Genomic DNA, 16417 nt, shown 5'->3' with positions numbered 1-16417 from the left:
GAACGGTAATGGACTGGTGACAATTAAAGAAGCGAAAGCAGCGGGCTTCAGTATGCCAATCACGAGCGATCATTGGTTGTACCCTCACATGCGAGATAATGATGGCGACGGGATGGTTGGAGAATAAGGTTCGAGAAATTTGATACAAAACCATAACAAAAAGGCTCGGGACTTCCTAACGGGTTCCGTTTTGAAGTACAAAAATCGGAAATCGAAGCTAAAATCGCAATGTAAATCACACGTTTTTCACAGGCATTTTCACAAAAGAATCATAAGAAAAAGAGCTCTGAGCTCTTTTTTGCGTTATATAATTGAGGAGTTTACTTCATTAAAGCCCCCTTTTCTTGAGTACCACATATTACTTATTATCAAATTGAAAAGATTCGAACCTTTCTTCTCCACTATCCATATTTTTTATCGTGATTCGATTATTTCTGACTTCATCTTCTCCAATTATGATAACATTTGGGATATTTTCTTTGTTTGCTTTTTCCAGTGCCTTGCCTAATTTCTTGTTCATCAGTTCATACTCAACTTTATAGCCTTGATTTCTTAAATAGCTTGCAACCAGTAAGGATTCTTTTTGTGTTTTTAATGGGATAACATAATAGTCCACATTCGAACGTTCTGTAATTGTTATTGATTTGCTTAGAGCCGTATAAATGACGTCTAATCCAAAGGATATCCCTACTGTTGAAAACTTATCATTCGTTCCAATAAATCCACCGATTGCATTATCATATCTTCCACCACTTCCAATGCTAGATTTTATGGACTGATCAGATAAGAAGATTTCATAAATCGTACCTGTGTATATTTCCAAACCTCTTGCTAAAAAAGGATTAAAGACGCATTGTGTACTTGCACCGAGTAAGCCTAAATAATCTTCCAGCTCTTTTAACTCATTTAATCCTTGGTTTACAAGTTCATTTTGTTTTGAGTATGACTCAAAATAAGTAAAACTGGAGTTACTCTTATCAATCAAAAATTTTCGAATTGATTCAAGAGTTGATCTGGACAAACCTTGGTCACCCAATTCACTTAATACCGCTTCTAGACCAACCTTTTCAAGTTTATCTAATATTAATACTACTTTGTTCATTTCTTCTGGATCTGTCTCAAAAATTTCAAGCATTCCTACTAGTAATTTCCTGTTGTTATATTGTATTGTTACTTTCAAATCCAGTTTACGGAACGCATCTAATGCCATTATCATTAATTCAGCTTCAGCTAATTGGGACTCTACTCCTACCACGTCAACGTCGCATTGGGTAAACTCACGGAACCTTCCTTCTTTTACTGGACCATCGCGAAATACTTTTCCTATTTCGTATCTTTTAAATGGCAGCCTTATTGTTGGATTCATTGCTACAACTTTTGCAAATGGGATAGTGAGATCATAACGTAAAGCCAATTCTCTTTTTCCTCTGTCAGTTAACGTATACATTTCCTCTAGAATCTCTGATCCTCCACCATATTTAGAAGCAAGCAGATCTGTATAGTTTAAAATAGGTGTTTCTAAAGGTTTACATCCATACTGAATAAATACATCTTCCAATGTTCTTTTGATATCTCTTTTTACTCCCTCAGCATTCGACAAGTAATCTTGTGTCCCTTTTACATTTTGATAATCCATTTTCCGCATTTTTTTACCTCCATTTTTATAAAAATTAAAAACCGCACTTGATTTAAGTGTTTAACTTAATCAAATGCGGTTAATTATAAATAGCCTTCCTATTTTCGATTCTAATCGAATAGCAAGGCTAATTGATATGATGATGGAATTGTATGAATGAAACTAGATTCTTGAAGGATGACATTTTTGTTCACCTCTAATTTCCAACCATTGTATACTATGCCACCTTATTTTGCAATGTTTCTTTTCAGTAAAATTTCAAGGTCTTCTTCCGTTAAACTGCCCTCTAGCTTAATACCAATTATTTCAAATTATAGGATTTACTCAATCATTAATTTCATTATAAAAAGACATATCCTTACTTCAGATATTCAGCAATAGGTAAGCGTTTGAAGTTATCTCCGACTTTTCTCCGGGTAGAAAGGCCGTCCAATTGACGGCTCTAACCCCCACAGAACCCGGCGTGCGGATTTCCCGCACCGGGCTCTTCAGAAATTGGTTCACAGCATAACGTACTTTTTCAAATCTTTATAGGGTATTGAAAGTTTTGGACGTTCTAATGGAAAGGCAGATTTCGTCTTTTGGAATTTCCTCCATGTGACATGACTTTTCTGGCTTCGACTGCTTAACATTTTACGCCAATATAGCTCAGTTCTACAGTATATTTTACATAGCGACTTCAGATTGCCAGCTAACCCATAGTAGTTGTAATGACCCCTAAGAATTTGGTTTAATATCTGAGCTTGGTCCTTAACTGGCCAATGTCTAATTTTACGAAGAGTGTCTTTAAGCTTGCTTAGGCTTCTTCGAAACCTTGTCTTTTCGGTCTTCCTCCCCACCATGAAATTACCTTTGCGATTCCTCGTACAGAAATGAGTAAAACCTAAGAAATAGAAGGTTTCCAGTTTATTGTTTCTTCGTTTTGAGTGTTTGCTTGCAAATCTACCAAATTCTACGAGTCTTGTTTTATTCGGCTCTAGCTCTAGTGAAAATTTATTCAACCGTTTCTTTAGGACTTTATGAAACCGAATGGCATCGGACCGAAATTGGAAGCATACTACAAAGTCATCTATATATCGTACAAGGTACGCTTCACCATTTAGTTTAGGCTTTATTGCTTTTTCAAACCAAAGGTCAAGTACATAGTGTAAGTAGATGTTACTAAGCAAGACACTAATCGAACCCCCTTGCGGGGTTCCGGTTTCACTGGTATAAACTTTCCCTTCTTCGAGCACTCCTGCTTTAAGCCATCGTTTGATTAAACTGATAATTCTTGGGTCAGCTATTCTGTGTTCAACAAATTTGATAATCCACTTATGATCAAGAGTACCAAAGAAGTTCTTCAGATCAGCTTCAAGAACCCAGCTAACCTTCTTTCCTGAAATAATCTCATCCAGCGTGGCTAGAGCGTTATGGGCTCCTCTTTTTGGTCTCCCTCCGAATGAACAATTTAGGAAATCTTGTTCATATATCGCAGATAGTACCGTTGAGGTACTTCTTTGTAAAGCTCTATCGGCTACACAAGGCACTCCTATAGGTCGCTTCTCTGTTTTCCCGGGTTTTGGTATCCAAACTCTACGAACTTCTGGGGGTTTATAACTCATCCTGTGTATTGAATTCATCATGTCTTGAATCCAGTTTTCAAAGTCATGGATAGCCATGTCCCGTGTAATACCATCTATCCCGGCTGAAGTATCTTTCGGCATATGCTCTAGACTTCCTCTTACGAGGTCCTTCGATATGTGGTGAGCCAATGACGTAAATTGAACTTTAGTCTCATTGTTAGCTTTAGCTGCTATTCTTTCTAATCCCGTTATCATGACTGGTTTCTCCTTACTTTGCATTAAGGACCGAGCCCTCCCATTGAATGGAGCTCATGTTTCCTTAGAAAGATTCAATTTCTGCTGACCGCTTTCCCATGTAGCAGGCTTTCCCTACCTCAGAGTACTATCAGTCAGTAAGACTTCCGATAGACTATCAAGCTGTCCTCACTTTGTGGGCTTGTTCAACTTTATCTACCTTCGGCAGAAGTCTATCGGACCTCCCTTGTTCCCAAGGAACCCATTGATAACATGCCGTAGGTACGAACCCCGGAAGTAATGATAAAACCTTGCCTTTTAACCGGTTACATCATTTCTGCCTTCCCTATGCAGGGACAAGGTCGGCTACTTCACAATACGTGCTATTTCGGGGCTAATTTATCCTCTTCACTTTATTCCAGCCTGCTATCTTCCTGTCTACGCTTCGCAGAGCATGTTACCATGAACCACGCAAGACTCGGTGCTAGACTGCTGGCTAAGCTTTATCTAGACGACCATTTCAGGTCGTATGTTTTCCTTGAGCTTTCAAGGCGCAACCCGCTCCGCACCGAACGTGCTAGTTTCCCAGCATTCGGCGCTCCATCTAACAATATGTACTAGATTATAAGTTCCTTGTTACCCTTCGAGACGGGATGGTTCAATGCTATCCAATTCACATACCTTACGGTATTGATTGATTTTGTCTAGCATCGGTTGATTTATTCCTAGCTTGTAGAGGAGTAAGTCAATCCTTTCATCATCATTCATATGAACTAAGCGATGAATATCTTCATGGAGGATACGGAGATTCTGAAACTGGTCATTGCCTCCTAAATGTTTCGGGAGATAGTGATGACAATGGACATTAACGCATGCAGGAGTATTGACGGGATGGTTTCGAGAAACATGGTTCCGTCATTCCCATCCTCCGTTGTAAAGTTAGGATTTATCAGGAAATCCTCTGTATTTCACGCTTCAAAGCGCTTATAACAGAACTTGTCGAGCGGCCACCGTTTGTTGAATATCAATAACATCACCAAGTATTGTTTATTGATGACATAAAAAGGCTGATTAAACTGCGTAAAGGCTGGATGAAGCCCATGTTTGAAGATAGAGGTATTGTGCCATTTAAAGCAGAACAACTCCGTATTAGGAGCTATTATTTTTTATTATGATAAAACCGCTTTGCTTTTGCACGATTCCCGCAGTCTGCCATCGAACACCAACGTCTGCTACGATTGCGGCTTGTATCCAAAAACAGCCAACCACACGGATCCCCTTCACACTTTTTCACCCTACTTAGTTCTTTTTCAGAAATAAGAATCTCTATGGCAGATTGAACAATCGGTGGAAGCATTCCGTCTAATGTTTCTTCACAATTCAAAAATTCCAATGAAAATTTATTTTTACCAGGCACTAGTCGCACCACCCCGTAAGCATTGCCTAAGGCTTCATTCAAAATAGAAAGATCTTTAGAGGCTGGTGTTTCATTGTTTGATACTAAACTAAAAATTTGGTAAATCGATTCCCGCAGCTCAATAGCTTGTTGGAGAACCTCTTTTGCTTTTGAAGGTCGATTTTCTGCTTTTTTTAGTAGTGAAAGTGATTGGTGTTTCTTAAGAATATTGGCATGCATACTCCAGTTTACCAGTTTCTCGTAACTCGTCAGCAACTCCTGTGATTCCTCACTGCTATCGTGCCAACTTACTGTATTGGCAAAATCTAAACACAAACGTCCGCCGAGCAAATCATGCTTGTGTACATCTTTATTTATATCAGGCATATGACATCTCCTTGTCTTACCGTAAGTATTTTGACAGTCCGTTCAATATAACTTTGAATTTTTCTTATAACCATTATAAAAGGTATTGACAGTTAGAATCAACCACTTCATAATATAACCATCAAAACAATTATAGAAGGTTATATACGTCTAGAAGTAATTTACTGATTTCACTCGAAAATCGTTTTGGAAAAGTAAAGGATGTCGCCCACTACGGGCAAATCAATTTCATGAAGTTTTTGAAGGGAGCGACTTAAATGAAAGTTGAAATCCATCCGTTAACACCAGAGCGATGGCATGATGTGGTGCATCTGTTTGGAAAAAATGGGGCTTGTGATGGGTGTTGGTGTATGTACTGGCGAGTAAGAAATAAAGATTTTAAAAAAAGAAGTAACGCTGTCAATCGCGCTGATTTTAAAAACATTGTTCAAGAAGAACGGGAACCGGGGTTATTGGCATATGTAGAGGATCAGCCAGTCGGTTGGTGTTCAATTGCACCGCGCGAGGAATTTAGTAAACGAATCAATCATTCTCATGTTTTTAAACCGGTAGATGATAAACCGGTGTGGTCCATTCTTTGTTTTTACGTACACAAAGATTTCAGAAATCGAGGGATTACAAGGCAATTGTTGAGTGAGGCAATTGAATTCGCAAAGACACAAGGTGCCAAAACTTTGGAAGCCTTCCCAAAGGACTTTGCTGGCAGAACTTCTGATGCAGCCATTTACATGGGGACAATCGATTTTTATCAAGAATTCAATTTTGTTGAAGTTCACCGTCGCCATCCAAAACGCCCCATAATGAGGTATGAAATAACCTGATTTCTTATGGAAGTGTACCGCTTTATGAAAACTGTGAAGACCGATTCCCTCGCTCTGGAAAAACGACTATGCACCGAGGAGGGTTTTTCATGAATGATGACTATCAATATCGAATAGAAAGTTTAACACGAAAACTTGAATTTATTAATCGCGAGGCTTGGAAATACGAGTCATTAAATAAATATAAGCATCCTTTTTATAAAACGTTATTCACAAAACTTTTTTCAAAAAAATTATAGCTAACCGTCATCTTGAAGACGGACTTGAATTTCAAAGTAATGGGAAGAAGAGAGGATTATGGTGACCAAAATTTTTGACCAACACCTACTTGATTTTTCGAGCATCAAAATGACTTCGTGGGAATAAGGAATTCTACGGAAGACGGTGATACGGATCACCATTATTTGACCTAACCGGTTTGATTCACTTGGCTGTTGTGATTATGCATAACAAAATTTATTGGAGGGATTAAGATGAGTGAAACATTAAGAAATTCGATTAAAACGATGGTAAAGGAAACATTCGAGGGACGGCTTAGTGAAGGAAGTATGTTCACAGAGTCACAGCCAAACAGCGGACTTTTCGGGACTCTTGATCAGTTAACTGCAAATGAGGCTTCAATTGCGGTTAAGGGGACGACGGTTGCCGCTCACGCTGACCATACCCGGTTTTATTTATGGGGAACGAATGCCATTCTGAAAGATGGCAAGCAGCCAAAAATGGATTGGGGAGAAAGTTGGAAAATTAATTTAGTGGATGAAAAGGGATGGAGTCGGATTCGGGAAGAATTACTACATGAATACTTAACATTTTTGGAAACACTCGATGTTATTGAATGGAATGAACTACTTACAAAAGAGGTATTAGGTTCTTTGGCTCATTCAGCATATCATCTTGGAGCTATTCGACAAATGTTAAAAGTAATCAAGGTGTAGCTTTTAAAATAATCCAACCGCCATTGTTCAACACATAGCCAAGGAAATGGTTGCAGATCCATCCCTGTATGCCCAGTTTTTGATTGGGATGGTCGGACGATTAAATACCATCGCACCCAAATTTGATTTCCTTTGGTTTCGGAATTTAAGGACTTAGAAGTCAACAGAAACTCAAGCAACAGGAATTACTGAAGAGTTGGTCTATCGTAAGTTGCTTGGAATCCTTAATCATGATGACTCCTAAAGCAAAATGACAAATAGAGAGAAGGTATACTATGCGATTCAGAGATTTTCACAAGAACATTAAGATCCGGATCGTTGAAACGTTCATGAGCGGCTTTGTCGGCAGTATGATTTTTCCGTTCATGTCCATTTATCTGGCTGTACATTTTGGCACCAAAATGGCGGGTCTGTTATTACTGTTCAATGTCTTCATAGGGCTCGGGAACAATTTCATCGGCGGCTATTTTGCTGAACAGTTCGGTCGAAAAAAGATCATGTTGTTTGCGGAAATATTCCGATTCGTCGCGTTTTTCATCATGATGATCTGTAACTCTCCATGGTTCTTTTCACCTATCATCACATTCATGATGATGACTGTGAACAGCATCTGTTGGGGGCTCGCAAGACCTGCCAATCAGGCGATGCTCATCGATGTGAGCACCCCGGAACAGCGAAAGCTGATGTACTCGATCACCTTCTGGGCAAGTAACCTATCCATCGCGATCGGTGGGATATTAGGCGCGTTCTTATTCAGAGATTACTTGTTCGAACTGTTCCTTGCACTAAGTTTTGTAACGGCGATCATAGTCGTTCTAGTCGCTTTCTTCATATCCGAGAGTTATGCACCAGTGAGTACGGTTCTGACACCTCAAGAGCATGTCCTACAGCTCTTTTCCAGTTATCAAAAAGTCCTTCAAGACCGACTGTTCGTTTTGTACGTCATTGCAGGGGTCCTGATTTTATCGATGGAATTCCAGTTGATGAACTACGTAGGAATTCGACTGAGTGAGGAAATGCCGACCCAGCAGTTTCTTTTCTGGAATATCGATGGAGTTCAGGCTATGGGCTTCTTACGAAGTGAAAATACGATCCTGGTTGTGTTGATGGCGCTTTTTGCAACAAGGCTGATCGAGCCATTCAAGGACAAATCCGTTTTAGTATGGAGCTGTTTCTTTTTTACAATAGGCTATGGAGTCATCGCTTACTCTAACAACATGACGCTTCTCTTGATCATGATGGTCGTCCTTACGGTCGGGGAAGTTTGCCGGGTACCGATTGAGCAATCTTATATGGCATCGATCCCTCCTAAAGATGCAAGAAGTTCATACATGGCGTTCGACGGGTTGAAGTATAACCTGGCGATGTTTATCGTTTCCATTACCGTTACGTTAGGAGCAATTCTTCCGACTGTCGTTATGGCGATTCTGATTACTGCCATCGGACTGACAGGAACACTCATCTACTTTTTCATCTCACCAGGACTCGATGCACGTAAAGAAGATGGGAAAATGAAGCAAGTAGTTTGATGGAAAGGCTCTTATAGTTAGACAGAACTCGTTTCAAGAAGCAGCCAAAATCAAATCCCCCGAGGGATTTTACCTCGGGAATAACATGAAAATTGGTACCAGAATGACTAAGGCTGATCTCGTTTTTCCTGCGATTTTTTTATGGTATAATTCAATTCAGACTCCGTAATAAATTTTCAAACTTAGAATTATATCTGATTAAATGTTGTTCAACAAAACTTTAAATAAAGAAAGAACTTTCCTTGTTACAGAAAAGCTCCCTTTAGTGGAATAAATCCTCTATGTTCTTTACGGTTCTTTTGTATTTGGCAAACGGAGTAAATGTAAAAGATCAATAAAGATATTTGGTGCTGAAAACAAGACATCATCACCATATAATTCTATCGGTATTCCATCGGGAACAGCGTTTACATGACCGGTTAATGCCCCAGCCTCACGGGCAATAAGTCCAGAAGCAGCCACATCCCATGGAGCGAGGCTCTCAGTATGACCATGCAGTTTTCCAGATGCCACATAGCAAATATCTATCGTAGGAGCTGCAAATCGTCTAATATCACGACAATTCGTACTTAGTATATTTACTCGGGATAGGGCAGACTTCAAATCATTTTTGTTATGCGGGAATCCAGTGCCAATTATCGCATCAGTTATTGACTCAGGGCTGTTGCATATTTTCAGCAATTCACCGTTACAGTAAGCACCTTGGTTCCGTATTCCTACGTATGTACAATTCAGATCGGGTGCGTATACTGCTCCTGCCCAAACAATGCCATCAAATGCAATTGCTATGGAAATACCGAAATGAGGAAGGTTATTAGCATAGTTCACTGTTCCGCCTAAAGGATCAATGATCCAAAGGGGACCATCAAAAGTAATATCCCCCCACCCATTTACTCGACTCTCTTCAGAGAGTATACGATGTTCAGGATAACACTGAGTAATCGCTTCTCGTATTATTTTATCTGACTCTAAATCTGCTGATGTTACAAGTTCACCATCATTTTTAAACATTTTATCCACAATACCTTCTTCACGAATCTCTACAACACGTTTACCAGCATTTCTTACAACCTTTTCAGCAAAATTCGCCCATTCATTAGCTTTTTGATTCATCAATTATGCACATTCCTCTCATTAGTTGGTTGTGTCAATAATTATTTGTAAACTGAGAACCCCCTGGAGTTATCTATTCATTTTTGACTGAGTTTGCCTTGTCCCTCAGGAGGCCTCCTGAGGGACAAGGCAATTTACTTTTTCGAAACCTCTGACATCTCCAGCGCATCGGTCGAACCGTAACGGAAGGTAAACTTCTTTTGAATTTGATCATGGGCGTTTTAAAACCATTCAACTTCCTGGAAGCCCATTCATCGTTATATTCACTCGCTGTCAGGTAGATGATTTTTTCAGCTGCCTCAAGGTTTGGGAGACTGTTCATCGTTTTGAGTCGTTTCCGTACTTCCTTATTTGTACGTTCGTTTAAGTTTGTCGTATAAATATATCGTTGAATTTCTTTTGGGTAATCCAAAAATATCAGGAAAACAGATACGTTTTCTTCCCAACCTTCTATTTCCCGAATATAGCGTTTTCCCCCATTTGTCCTTTACGGCTTGAAAAGCTTTTAGCGCTTCGTCGTAGTCTTGTGATTGAAAATAGTCTTTAGATCTTTACTAAAGGCAGACTGAGCCTTCTTACGTACCTTACTCAATGTCGTTCTCATTTGATGGACAATACATCGTTGCACATCAGCTTTTGGAAAGTAGGAACGGAAAGCCTCTTCGAGCCCAGGTACTCCTAATAGGATTTTCTGGATACCTCTTTGATTAAGATCATTTAAAATATCTCGCCAACCATTTGATGTTTCCCGACCGCCTACATAAAAACCAAGAATCTCCCGATGTCCATCTGGGGTGATTCCTAACGAGATATAAACAGCCTCTTTCCCTACCGTGTCTCGACGCACCTTCACAAACAAGGCATCAAGATAAAGGGCGAAGTATCGCTTCTTTAGGGGGGCCATGTTTTGACGTCATCCATGACTGCACATGTTACATTAGAGACTGTTCCTTGGGAATATTGATCACCCAAAAGGCTTTTCATGATCTTTCCCACTTGGCGTACACCTACACCGTGTTGATAGAGCTGGATAATTAATTCGTCAACAGCTACCATACGACGGTTATAGGGCTGAAACATCGCTGTTTGAAAGTCTCCATTACGGTCACGGGGGACTTCGAGATTTTCCACCTTCCCATACATTGTGTCTAGGGTTCGAGAGTAGTAGCCATTCCGTGCGTTGTTTTCTCCAATAGGTTCATTCTTCAATGCATTTTGAATTTCTTCTCGAAGAATCAATTCCGTTTTTTCTTTGAGTACTTCTTGTATCGCGATCTTAAGGATATTGGCAGTGTCTAAGTTCTCTGTGTTAGAATAAGACATGGACAAAGTGCTCCTCTCGTTAGGTTATTGTGGTGATAACTCAGAGAGTACTTTGTCCTTTTTTGTTTGTCAAAGACCTTACACATACTTTTATAAACCATCTGGCACTCTTTTATATAAGCACTGCAAGATGTTTTTTGCCATCATAGACTTCCAAAGATGATCCCATTTTCACTTTGGATACAAAGTCAGGATTGGCAAGTAGTGGCCGGCCGAATGCTGCAAGGTTGATGATACCCTTCTCAAGCGCATTATCTGCAAGAGAGGGATTTAGATTTCCTACTCCAATGATCGGGTCCTCCCAATACTTTCTAACAAGTTCATGTAGTGTTTGCCCATTTTTCAATACATTGTCAAAGTGATGGACGGAGGGGTGGAGAATTTTTATCCCCACTTCCCGGAACGCATCAATAAATGTTTGAACGGCAGTTTCTGGATCCTCCCACTTATACTCTGGTGCATCGTCTTTCAATTCCGAAAACCGGATAACGGTCCTGTCAGTCCCTGCTTCTTCCAGGACAGCATGAAGGACCTCTTTCATAAATATTAATCTTTGTGCTAAATCTCCGCCATACTCGTCAGTTCGTATATTGGAAATTTCTGAATTGAACTGATCGATCAGGTACCCATGAGCCCCGTGTACTTCCACACCGTCAAATCCAGCTTTCATCGTATTTTTAGCCGCTTTTGCGTATTGGCGTATGGTTTCTTTAATATCCGCTTTTGTCATTTCCTCAGGCACATCAAATGGTTTCCCATAACGATGCACATGTCCGTTTGCTTTGATGGCAGATGGAGCCTGCGGAGGGAAACCACCTGTCAGGTCAGAATGAGTCAATCTGCCAACATGCCACAATTGAGCGATTTTAGTACCGCCTTTTTCGTGAATAGCCTCCGTCACTTTCCTCCATCCTTTAACTTGTTCCTCAGTGTATAAACCCGGGAGATTGAAAGTACCGTTAGCACGAGGGCTGATGATGATTCCTTCGGTAATGATAAGGCCAATTCCATCAGCGGCTCTCTTTCTGTAATATTCAACTACATCTTTTCCTACCACTCCCGTTTTTTCATCTGCAAAACAGCGTGTCATTGGCGCCATCGTAATTCTATTTCTAAGTCTCCATCCACCGATTTGGATGGGTTTTAGTAAAGATGGATACATGTTCAGCATTGGATCTCCCCTCTTCATCATGGATTACATCAATAATAATGAAATCAGGGGGGATTTTACAGGTAATATTCAATAAATTTTACTTAGATTTGTTATAAAATATAGGAAATAATAAATTTTTACAAATGAATTATAGGTTCATAAAGTGCAAAGAAAGCTTTCATTAGGATATGAAAAGGAGGAAGAAATATGGATCAGACTGATAAGGATATTTTACTTACTCTCCAAAAACAAGCTCGACTTTCCATGACCGAATTAGGGAAGAAAGTCGCGATGTCACAGCCAGCGGTGACAGAGAGAGTGAAAAGACTTGAAGAAAATGAGGTGATTGACCATTACCGAGCGATGGTAAACCCTCAAAAAGTAAATAGACACACAACAGCTTTTTTATTGTTTCATACCAAAGACTGTGAGAAGTTCATTCAATTTTGTCAGGATTCCGATGATGTGATTGAAGTACATCGGATCAGTGGTCAATATAATTATCTGCTCAAGGTAGTTGCAGAATCCACGGAAACACTGGAATCCTTCATCAATGCAAGTGGCAAACACGGCGATTCCACGACTCTGATCGTTTTATCCTCACCTGTTAAAAACAAAAGTATCATGCCTATTACCAAGGAATAATGGTTATCAAAATTCAGCCCTCCATAACACAGCATTTAATAATATGAGCCCGACAGTTCCAAAACGGATGGTGTGCTACTGTTATTGGAGGGATTTTCTTGTGATTCAGTGTGAAAGGCGGGACAAGGATCTGATAGTTAATTTCTGTACGAAAGTAAACATGATGAAAATCGAGTAGGAGGGGGTGACTAACCCCCGACCTCTCACACCACCGTACGTACGGACACGTATATGGCGGTTTCTCTAAGATTGACATAAGAATTGATATCTTTGATGTAAGCTACGCAACCCTAGTCGACTCCAGTAGGAATTGTCTAGGGTTTTCTTGAGTACTGGACTACCGGCAATACGCCAATATGCTTTTCTGGAGTTAGCCCATTCATGAGCCTTCTCTTTTGGCACACCGATACCGATAAGTTTCCTCTTGTGGGTCTTTGGTCGTTTCCAGTCTTTCCACACACATCCTCAACCGGCTTCGAATCCACTCATCCATTAGAACACACTATGCGTGTCCGCTAATGCGAAGTATCCGCACGGGACCCACCGATATTTATATTTATCCGTATGGAAGCAGAGTAGAGACAGGTAGTGATTAATTTATGTATTTAATGGAGGGGGATTTGAGATTCTTTGTTCAGTAGGACCTGAACCTTATCTCAAAGAATTCAATAAAAAAGCAGTGATGATGGATTGCCGACATATAGATGGTATAGCCTTACAAACACAAAAAGTACGTTTATCACCTCTTCTTGATGCAGACAAGTATTAGAGAGTGAAGTTAGACCTTAAATTAAATAGGAATGATGCTATGTAGATGATTAGTATAGGGTTTCCTTAGTCTTCCTTGAAAACATAAATTTACATGTCAATTTCGTCAAATAACCCTGGAGAATAATATCTGCTTCTCCCCAATAAAATTGAAACTGTTGGCCGGATTGAAATTCATAGTTCTTGCATCTTTTTCAATCATTGTATAGGATTATAACTGGATAAGAAACTGGAATTACGAGCTATCCATTTCGTCCGCTACACTGATTATTGCCACACTCGAAAACATGGTACCTCGAATAAAAACTGATAGTCAACCGGGAGAAAAGTTCTCCATTTACCAACCATGGAAATGAAATTCCTCGGTTTTAGTTTTTATAAATCCACACAAAAGATGAATACATTTTCAGCTTGGGGAACTACTTCGAGCTCGTAAACACCTTCAGTCCTTAAAACATGAGATTTTAAGGAGAAAGGTACGAATGGTTCGATGGAATGAATGGAAACTTAAGAAAACATGAATACGAAACCTCAGCAAAATGGAACTTTCAGAAGAAAAAACATACGAATGGGAAATACAAGAAAAAAAGCTTCTGGCAAGTTACTAGAAGCCCGGTCCAAAGCCGCACACTCAATAACGAGTATTTACGGACTGAAAACATTGGAAGTACATTAGACTTTTATGAAACCACGGTATAGGTATTCATAGGGTTGTGTGTGAGAGGTCGGGGGTTAGTCACCTCCTCCTACTCATTTTAATTTTGACGATTTTTTATAAAATTAAATGTCCTTGAATTCTATTAATTTGTTCTAGTAATTTTTAATATACAAACTGGGTGTATATAAAGTATTGATTTAGAAGGACTGCGAGTAGCTTTTGCGTTTATGCTTGTTCGATAGCAAAAGGAGAATAGTTATAGTTAAAAGGAAATATCCAATAAAATGAAAATAATTAAAATCAGTAGAGTATTGTATAAATAATCCGCGTAAATACTGCCCTAACAGGCTGCCGATACTCAAATTATATTCCCCGTCGGTAAGAGGCTTTTGGGCGTGGAATCTGTCATATAACTAATACCCATAGTAAACATGGAACCTAACACCATTCCGGTAAAAATGATGATCATTAGCAACAAACTTAAAAACTCTGTTATAAAACCACTTATGAAAAAAGTCATAGTACCAAGTGATAGAATGGTAATGAGTGTCTTTTTTCTACCATATTTATCGCTAATGATTCCTAGTGGATATTGAAATATGCCAGTTCCAATTTTAAATGCAACTAGCTTTTATATAGGGTTAATTTTGGTTTCCCCATTTATAGACCAATTATTATTGTTAGTTTGCTTTTAGCATGTCTTCTTTTATTTCCTGTATGGAACAGTTTTTGGTTTTGGTTTATTTTAAGATTGATGATAGGTGTTGGTGATTCCGCACTCCATTTTGCCATCCAAACATGGATTACTTCATTTTCAGGTGTCCATCAACGTGGTAGAAATATAGCGCTATATGGAATGTTATTTAGTGTTGGTTTTGCTGCCGGTCCCCTGATGACAAGACTAATCACCATTAAGAGACGAGGACATCCCATCTTTTTCAAAGATAATAGCAATTACAGGAAGCAACATCCCTTGTATAAAACCGGATATGCCAGCAAAGCAAATTAATATACAAAAGAGAACGGTTTTATTATCATGTGATTTCATACATATACCTCTTAGAAGACTTTAATTTCTTGAAGATTATCTACTTGATTATAGATTGTTAATAGTGTCATTATCTTCTTCTATGAATATTCATTGTTAGGAAAAGTGAAATCAAGTTATTCGTAGATCCCTACCCGTTATAATGGTTTTTACTCTTTATTACAGTTATTACGCATTTGTATCCCACATCGCCGGCATAGTTATCTCTTTAACACAGGATGCTTTGGAAAGGGTGGTGATCGTCTTTACCAATGACACGATATCCTGCACAGGGATTCTTCTATTATTAAAAGTAGCTAAGGGCTTTTCGCGCCCTTCCTCAAAAGGAATTGTAGCTGCGATTTCACCGGGGTTAATACAAGTCACGGCAATCTCGTGTTCCCTCAGATTCTCTCTTAAGGAATTCCCAATACCACGTATCCCGAACTTAGAAGCAACATAAGTTACTTGTCTACTTTCGTTATTTTCGTTACCATCATTGGAACCTATCAAAACCACCTTTGCGTTTTCGGATTTTTTTAAGTTAGGGAGCAGTTTTTGAGTGCATAAGATGGCAGATGTCGTATTTACATAGAGGATGTTTTCGATATCGTTTGGTTCATCCTTTTCAAAATCATAATGCTCCTTATACCCTTCCTTTTCCCATATTCCTGCATTATAGATGAACACATCAATTGGTACATCTTTTAAAGCTACCGCTATTTGTTCGCTTGACGTGCTTTGTGATAAGTCAGCTTGTATCCAGGTTCGGTGAACACCATTCTCAAGGTTCAAACTTCTAGGACGGCTTCTGGAAACAATCCATACATGATCCCCTTTTTCAGGTAGTCCTTTTACGAAAGCATCACCTAATCCTTTACTCGCCCCAATAATAACAAAATTCATTTTTGACCCCTCCAATAATTTAATAGTAAATGGTTCAAAACAAATCTTTTTCATGTGAGTAACTTCTTTAATTTTTGGCTTGCTTAAATAATAACGTTGATTATCTGGATAATCTTCCGTAAATATGCTGACAAATCCTACAACTTTAGACTGGATTAAATTCTCAACTTTAGAATGAAATAGATCGTAACCTTTTATACGAATCGTACCCCTTTAGCTGCGAACCGATTTTAATGCGTCAGATTCACTGATTACTTGGTGCAACATTTCGATACATATGAAATGTGTAATTCTGCTCTGAAAATAGTACATAATGTAAAT

12 protein-coding genes and 6 pseudogenes are annotated in these 16417 nt (G+C 39.1%); 7 read left to right on the top strand and 11 right to left on the bottom strand.

From position 1 onward, the window contains the following. Positions 1 to 127: pseudogene (locus tag ACTWQL_RS22250) on the top strand (DNA/RNA non-specific endonuclease); the annotation flags it as partial. A 231-nt stretch (positions 128 to 358) separates the two neighbouring features. On the opposite strand, the gene ACTWQL_RS22245 reads toward ACTWQL_RS22250, so the two are convergent. Both ACTWQL_RS22245 and ltrA read right to left on the bottom strand, forming a co-directional pair. Next, positions 359 to 1645: a histidine--tRNA ligase gene (locus ACTWQL_RS22245; RefSeq protein WP_443144565.1), complete on the bottom strand. Its 1287-nt coding sequence runs from the start codon at positions 1643 to 1645 to the stop codon at positions 359 to 361. Positions 1646 to 2136: 491 nt separating this feature from the next. After that, positions 2137 to 3480: a group II intron reverse transcriptase/maturase gene (gene ltrA / locus ACTWQL_RS22240; protein ID WP_443144564.1), complete on the bottom strand. Its 1344-nt coding sequence runs from the start codon at positions 3478 to 3480 to the stop codon at positions 2137 to 2139. Positions 3481 to 3897: 417 nt separating this feature from the next. On the opposite strand from ltrA, the gene ACTWQL_RS22235 reads away from it, so the two are divergent. Continuing rightward, positions 3898 to 4056, top strand: coding sequence for a hypothetical protein (locus tag ACTWQL_RS22235; RefSeq protein WP_443144563.1), 159 nt, complete (start codon positions 3898 to 3900; stop codon positions 4054 to 4056). Between the two features lie 538 nt (positions 4057 to 4594). Here ACTWQL_RS22235 and ACTWQL_RS22230 read toward each other — a convergent pair. Continuing rightward, positions 4595 to 5218 (bottom strand): CGNR zinc finger domain-containing protein, encoded by a 624-nt coding sequence (locus ACTWQL_RS22230; RefSeq protein ID WP_443144562.1) that lies wholly within the window; start codon positions 5216 to 5218, stop codon positions 4595 to 4597. A gap of 257 nt (positions 5219 to 5475) precedes the next feature. Here ACTWQL_RS22230 and ACTWQL_RS22225 point away from each other — a divergent pair, with 257 nt between their 5' ends. The 3 genes from ACTWQL_RS22225 (at position 5476) to ACTWQL_RS22215 (ending at position 8503) form a co-directional block, all read left to right on the top strand. Beyond that, on the top strand, positions 5476 to 6039 hold the full coding sequence (locus tag ACTWQL_RS22225) for a GNAT family N-acetyltransferase (protein ID WP_443144561.1): 564 nt from the start codon (positions 5476 to 5478) through the stop codon (positions 6037 to 6039). Between the two features lie 473 nt (positions 6040 to 6512). After that, positions 6513 to 6974, top strand: a complete 462-nt coding sequence (locus ACTWQL_RS22220; RefSeq protein ID WP_443144560.1) for a hypothetical protein — start codon at positions 6513 to 6515, stop codon at positions 6972 to 6974. Positions 6975 to 7249: 275 nt separating this feature from the next. Continuing rightward, positions 7250 to 8503, top strand: coding sequence for an MDR family MFS transporter (locus tag ACTWQL_RS22215; protein WP_443144559.1), 1254 nt, complete (start codon positions 7250 to 7252; stop codon positions 8501 to 8503). Between the two features lie 288 nt (positions 8504 to 8791). On the opposite strand, the gene ACTWQL_RS22210 is transcribed toward ACTWQL_RS22215, so the two are convergent. From ACTWQL_RS22210 to ACTWQL_RS22195, 4 genes and pseudogenes are all read right to left on the bottom strand, one after another. After that, positions 8792 to 9616, bottom strand: a complete 825-nt coding sequence (locus ACTWQL_RS22210; protein WP_443144570.1) for an inositol monophosphatase family protein — start codon at positions 9614 to 9616, stop codon at positions 8792 to 8794. Between the two features lie 73 nt (positions 9617 to 9689). Beyond that, positions 9690 to 10520 (bottom strand): annotated as a pseudogene (locus ACTWQL_RS22205) (IS256 family transposase). Then, positions 10508 to 10939: a transposase gene (locus ACTWQL_RS22200; protein ID WP_443144558.1), complete on the bottom strand. Its 432-nt coding sequence runs from the start codon at positions 10937 to 10939 to the stop codon at positions 10508 to 10510. The pseudogene ACTWQL_RS22205 and the gene ACTWQL_RS22200 overlap by 13 nt, the downstream one beginning before the upstream one ends. A 112-nt stretch (positions 10940 to 11051) precedes the next feature. Then, a pseudogene (locus ACTWQL_RS22195) lies at positions 11052 to 12089 on the bottom strand (oxidoreductase); the annotation flags it as partial. Between the two features lie 210 nt (positions 12090 to 12299). Between ACTWQL_RS22195 and ACTWQL_RS22190 the strand changes: the two are divergent. Continuing rightward, positions 12300 to 12737 (top strand): Lrp/AsnC family transcriptional regulator, encoded by a 438-nt coding sequence (locus ACTWQL_RS22190; RefSeq protein WP_443144557.1) that lies wholly within the window; start codon positions 12300 to 12302, stop codon positions 12735 to 12737. A gap of 243 nt (positions 12738 to 12980) precedes the next feature. Here the strand turns inward: ACTWQL_RS22190 and ACTWQL_RS22185 are convergent. Next, a pseudogene (locus ACTWQL_RS22185) lies at positions 12981 to 13271 on the bottom strand (group II intron maturase-specific domain-containing protein); the annotation flags it as partial. A 1250-nt stretch (positions 13272 to 14521) separates the two neighbouring features. After that, positions 14522 to 14740, bottom strand: a complete 219-nt coding sequence (locus tag ACTWQL_RS22180; RefSeq protein ID WP_443144569.1) for an MFS transporter — start codon at positions 14738 to 14740, stop codon at positions 14522 to 14524. Between the two features lie 37 nt (positions 14741 to 14777). On the opposite strand from ACTWQL_RS22180, the pseudogene ACTWQL_RS22175 reads away from it, so the two are divergent. Beyond that, positions 14778 to 15076: pseudogene (locus tag ACTWQL_RS22175) on the top strand (MFS transporter); the annotation flags it as partial. Here ACTWQL_RS22175 and ACTWQL_RS22170 read toward each other — a convergent pair. Both ACTWQL_RS22170 and ACTWQL_RS22165 read right to left on the bottom strand, forming a co-directional pair. Beyond that, positions 15071 to 15211, bottom strand: a pseudogene (locus tag ACTWQL_RS22170) (MFS transporter); the annotation flags it as partial. The pseudogenes ACTWQL_RS22175 and ACTWQL_RS22170 sit on opposite strands and share 6 nt — an antisense overlap. Positions 15212 to 15379: 168 nt before the next feature. Further along, the gene (locus ACTWQL_RS22165) at positions 15380 to 16096 is read right to left on the bottom strand and encodes an SDR family oxidoreductase (RefSeq protein WP_443144556.1); all 717 of its coding nucleotides are present in this window, start codon (positions 16094 to 16096) and stop codon (positions 15380 to 15382) included. Positions 16097 to 16417 lie beyond the last annotated feature (321 nt).

Origin of the sequence: Pseudalkalibacillus sp. R45, assembly GCF_052246725.1 — a bacterium.
In the GTDB taxonomy this organism is placed as follows: Bacteria; Bacillota; Bacilli; order Bacillales; family Fictibacillaceae; genus Pseudalkalibacillus.
Note: the sequence above shows the minus strand (reverse complement) of the source record. Positions and strands in the feature narration are given on the sequence as shown.

Coding starts and splice junctions, on each gene's coding strand:
- ltrA (WP_443144564.1), bottom strand. CDS start 3,480: ATGCAAAGTAAGGAGAAACCAGTCATGATAACGGGATTAGAAAGAATA.
- ACTWQL_RS22235 (WP_443144563.1), top strand. CDS start 3,898: ATGAACCACGCAAGACTCGGTGCTAGACTGCTGGCTAAGCTTTATCTA.
- ACTWQL_RS22210 (WP_443144570.1), bottom strand. CDS start 9,616: ATGAATCAAAAAGCTAATGAATGGGCGAATTTTGCTGAAAAGGTTGTA.
- ACTWQL_RS22215 (WP_443144559.1), top strand. CDS start 7,250: ATGCGATTCAGAGATTTTCACAAGAACATTAAGATCCGGATCGTTGAA.
- ACTWQL_RS22230 (WP_443144562.1), bottom strand. CDS start 5,218: ATGCCTGATATAAATAAAGATGTACACAAGCATGATTTGCTCGGCGGA.
- ACTWQL_RS22165 (WP_443144556.1), bottom strand. CDS start 16,096: ATGAATTTTGTTATTATTGGGGCGAGTAAAGGATTAGGTGATGCTTTC.
- ACTWQL_RS22225 (WP_443144561.1), top strand. CDS start 5,476: ATGAAAGTTGAAATCCATCCGTTAACACCAGAGCGATGGCATGATGTG.
- ACTWQL_RS22200 (WP_443144558.1), bottom strand. CDS start 10,939: ATGTCTTATTCTAACACAGAGAACTTAGACACTGCCAATATCCTTAAG.
- ACTWQL_RS22190 (WP_443144557.1), top strand. CDS start 12,300: ATGGATCAGACTGATAAGGATATTTTACTTACTCTCCAAAAACAAGCT.
- ACTWQL_RS22245 (WP_443144565.1), bottom strand. CDS start 1,645: ATGCGGAAAATGGATTATCAAAATGTAAAAGGGACACAAGATTACTTG.
- ACTWQL_RS22220 (WP_443144560.1), top strand. CDS start 6,513: ATGAGTGAAACATTAAGAAATTCGATTAAAACGATGGTAAAGGAAACA.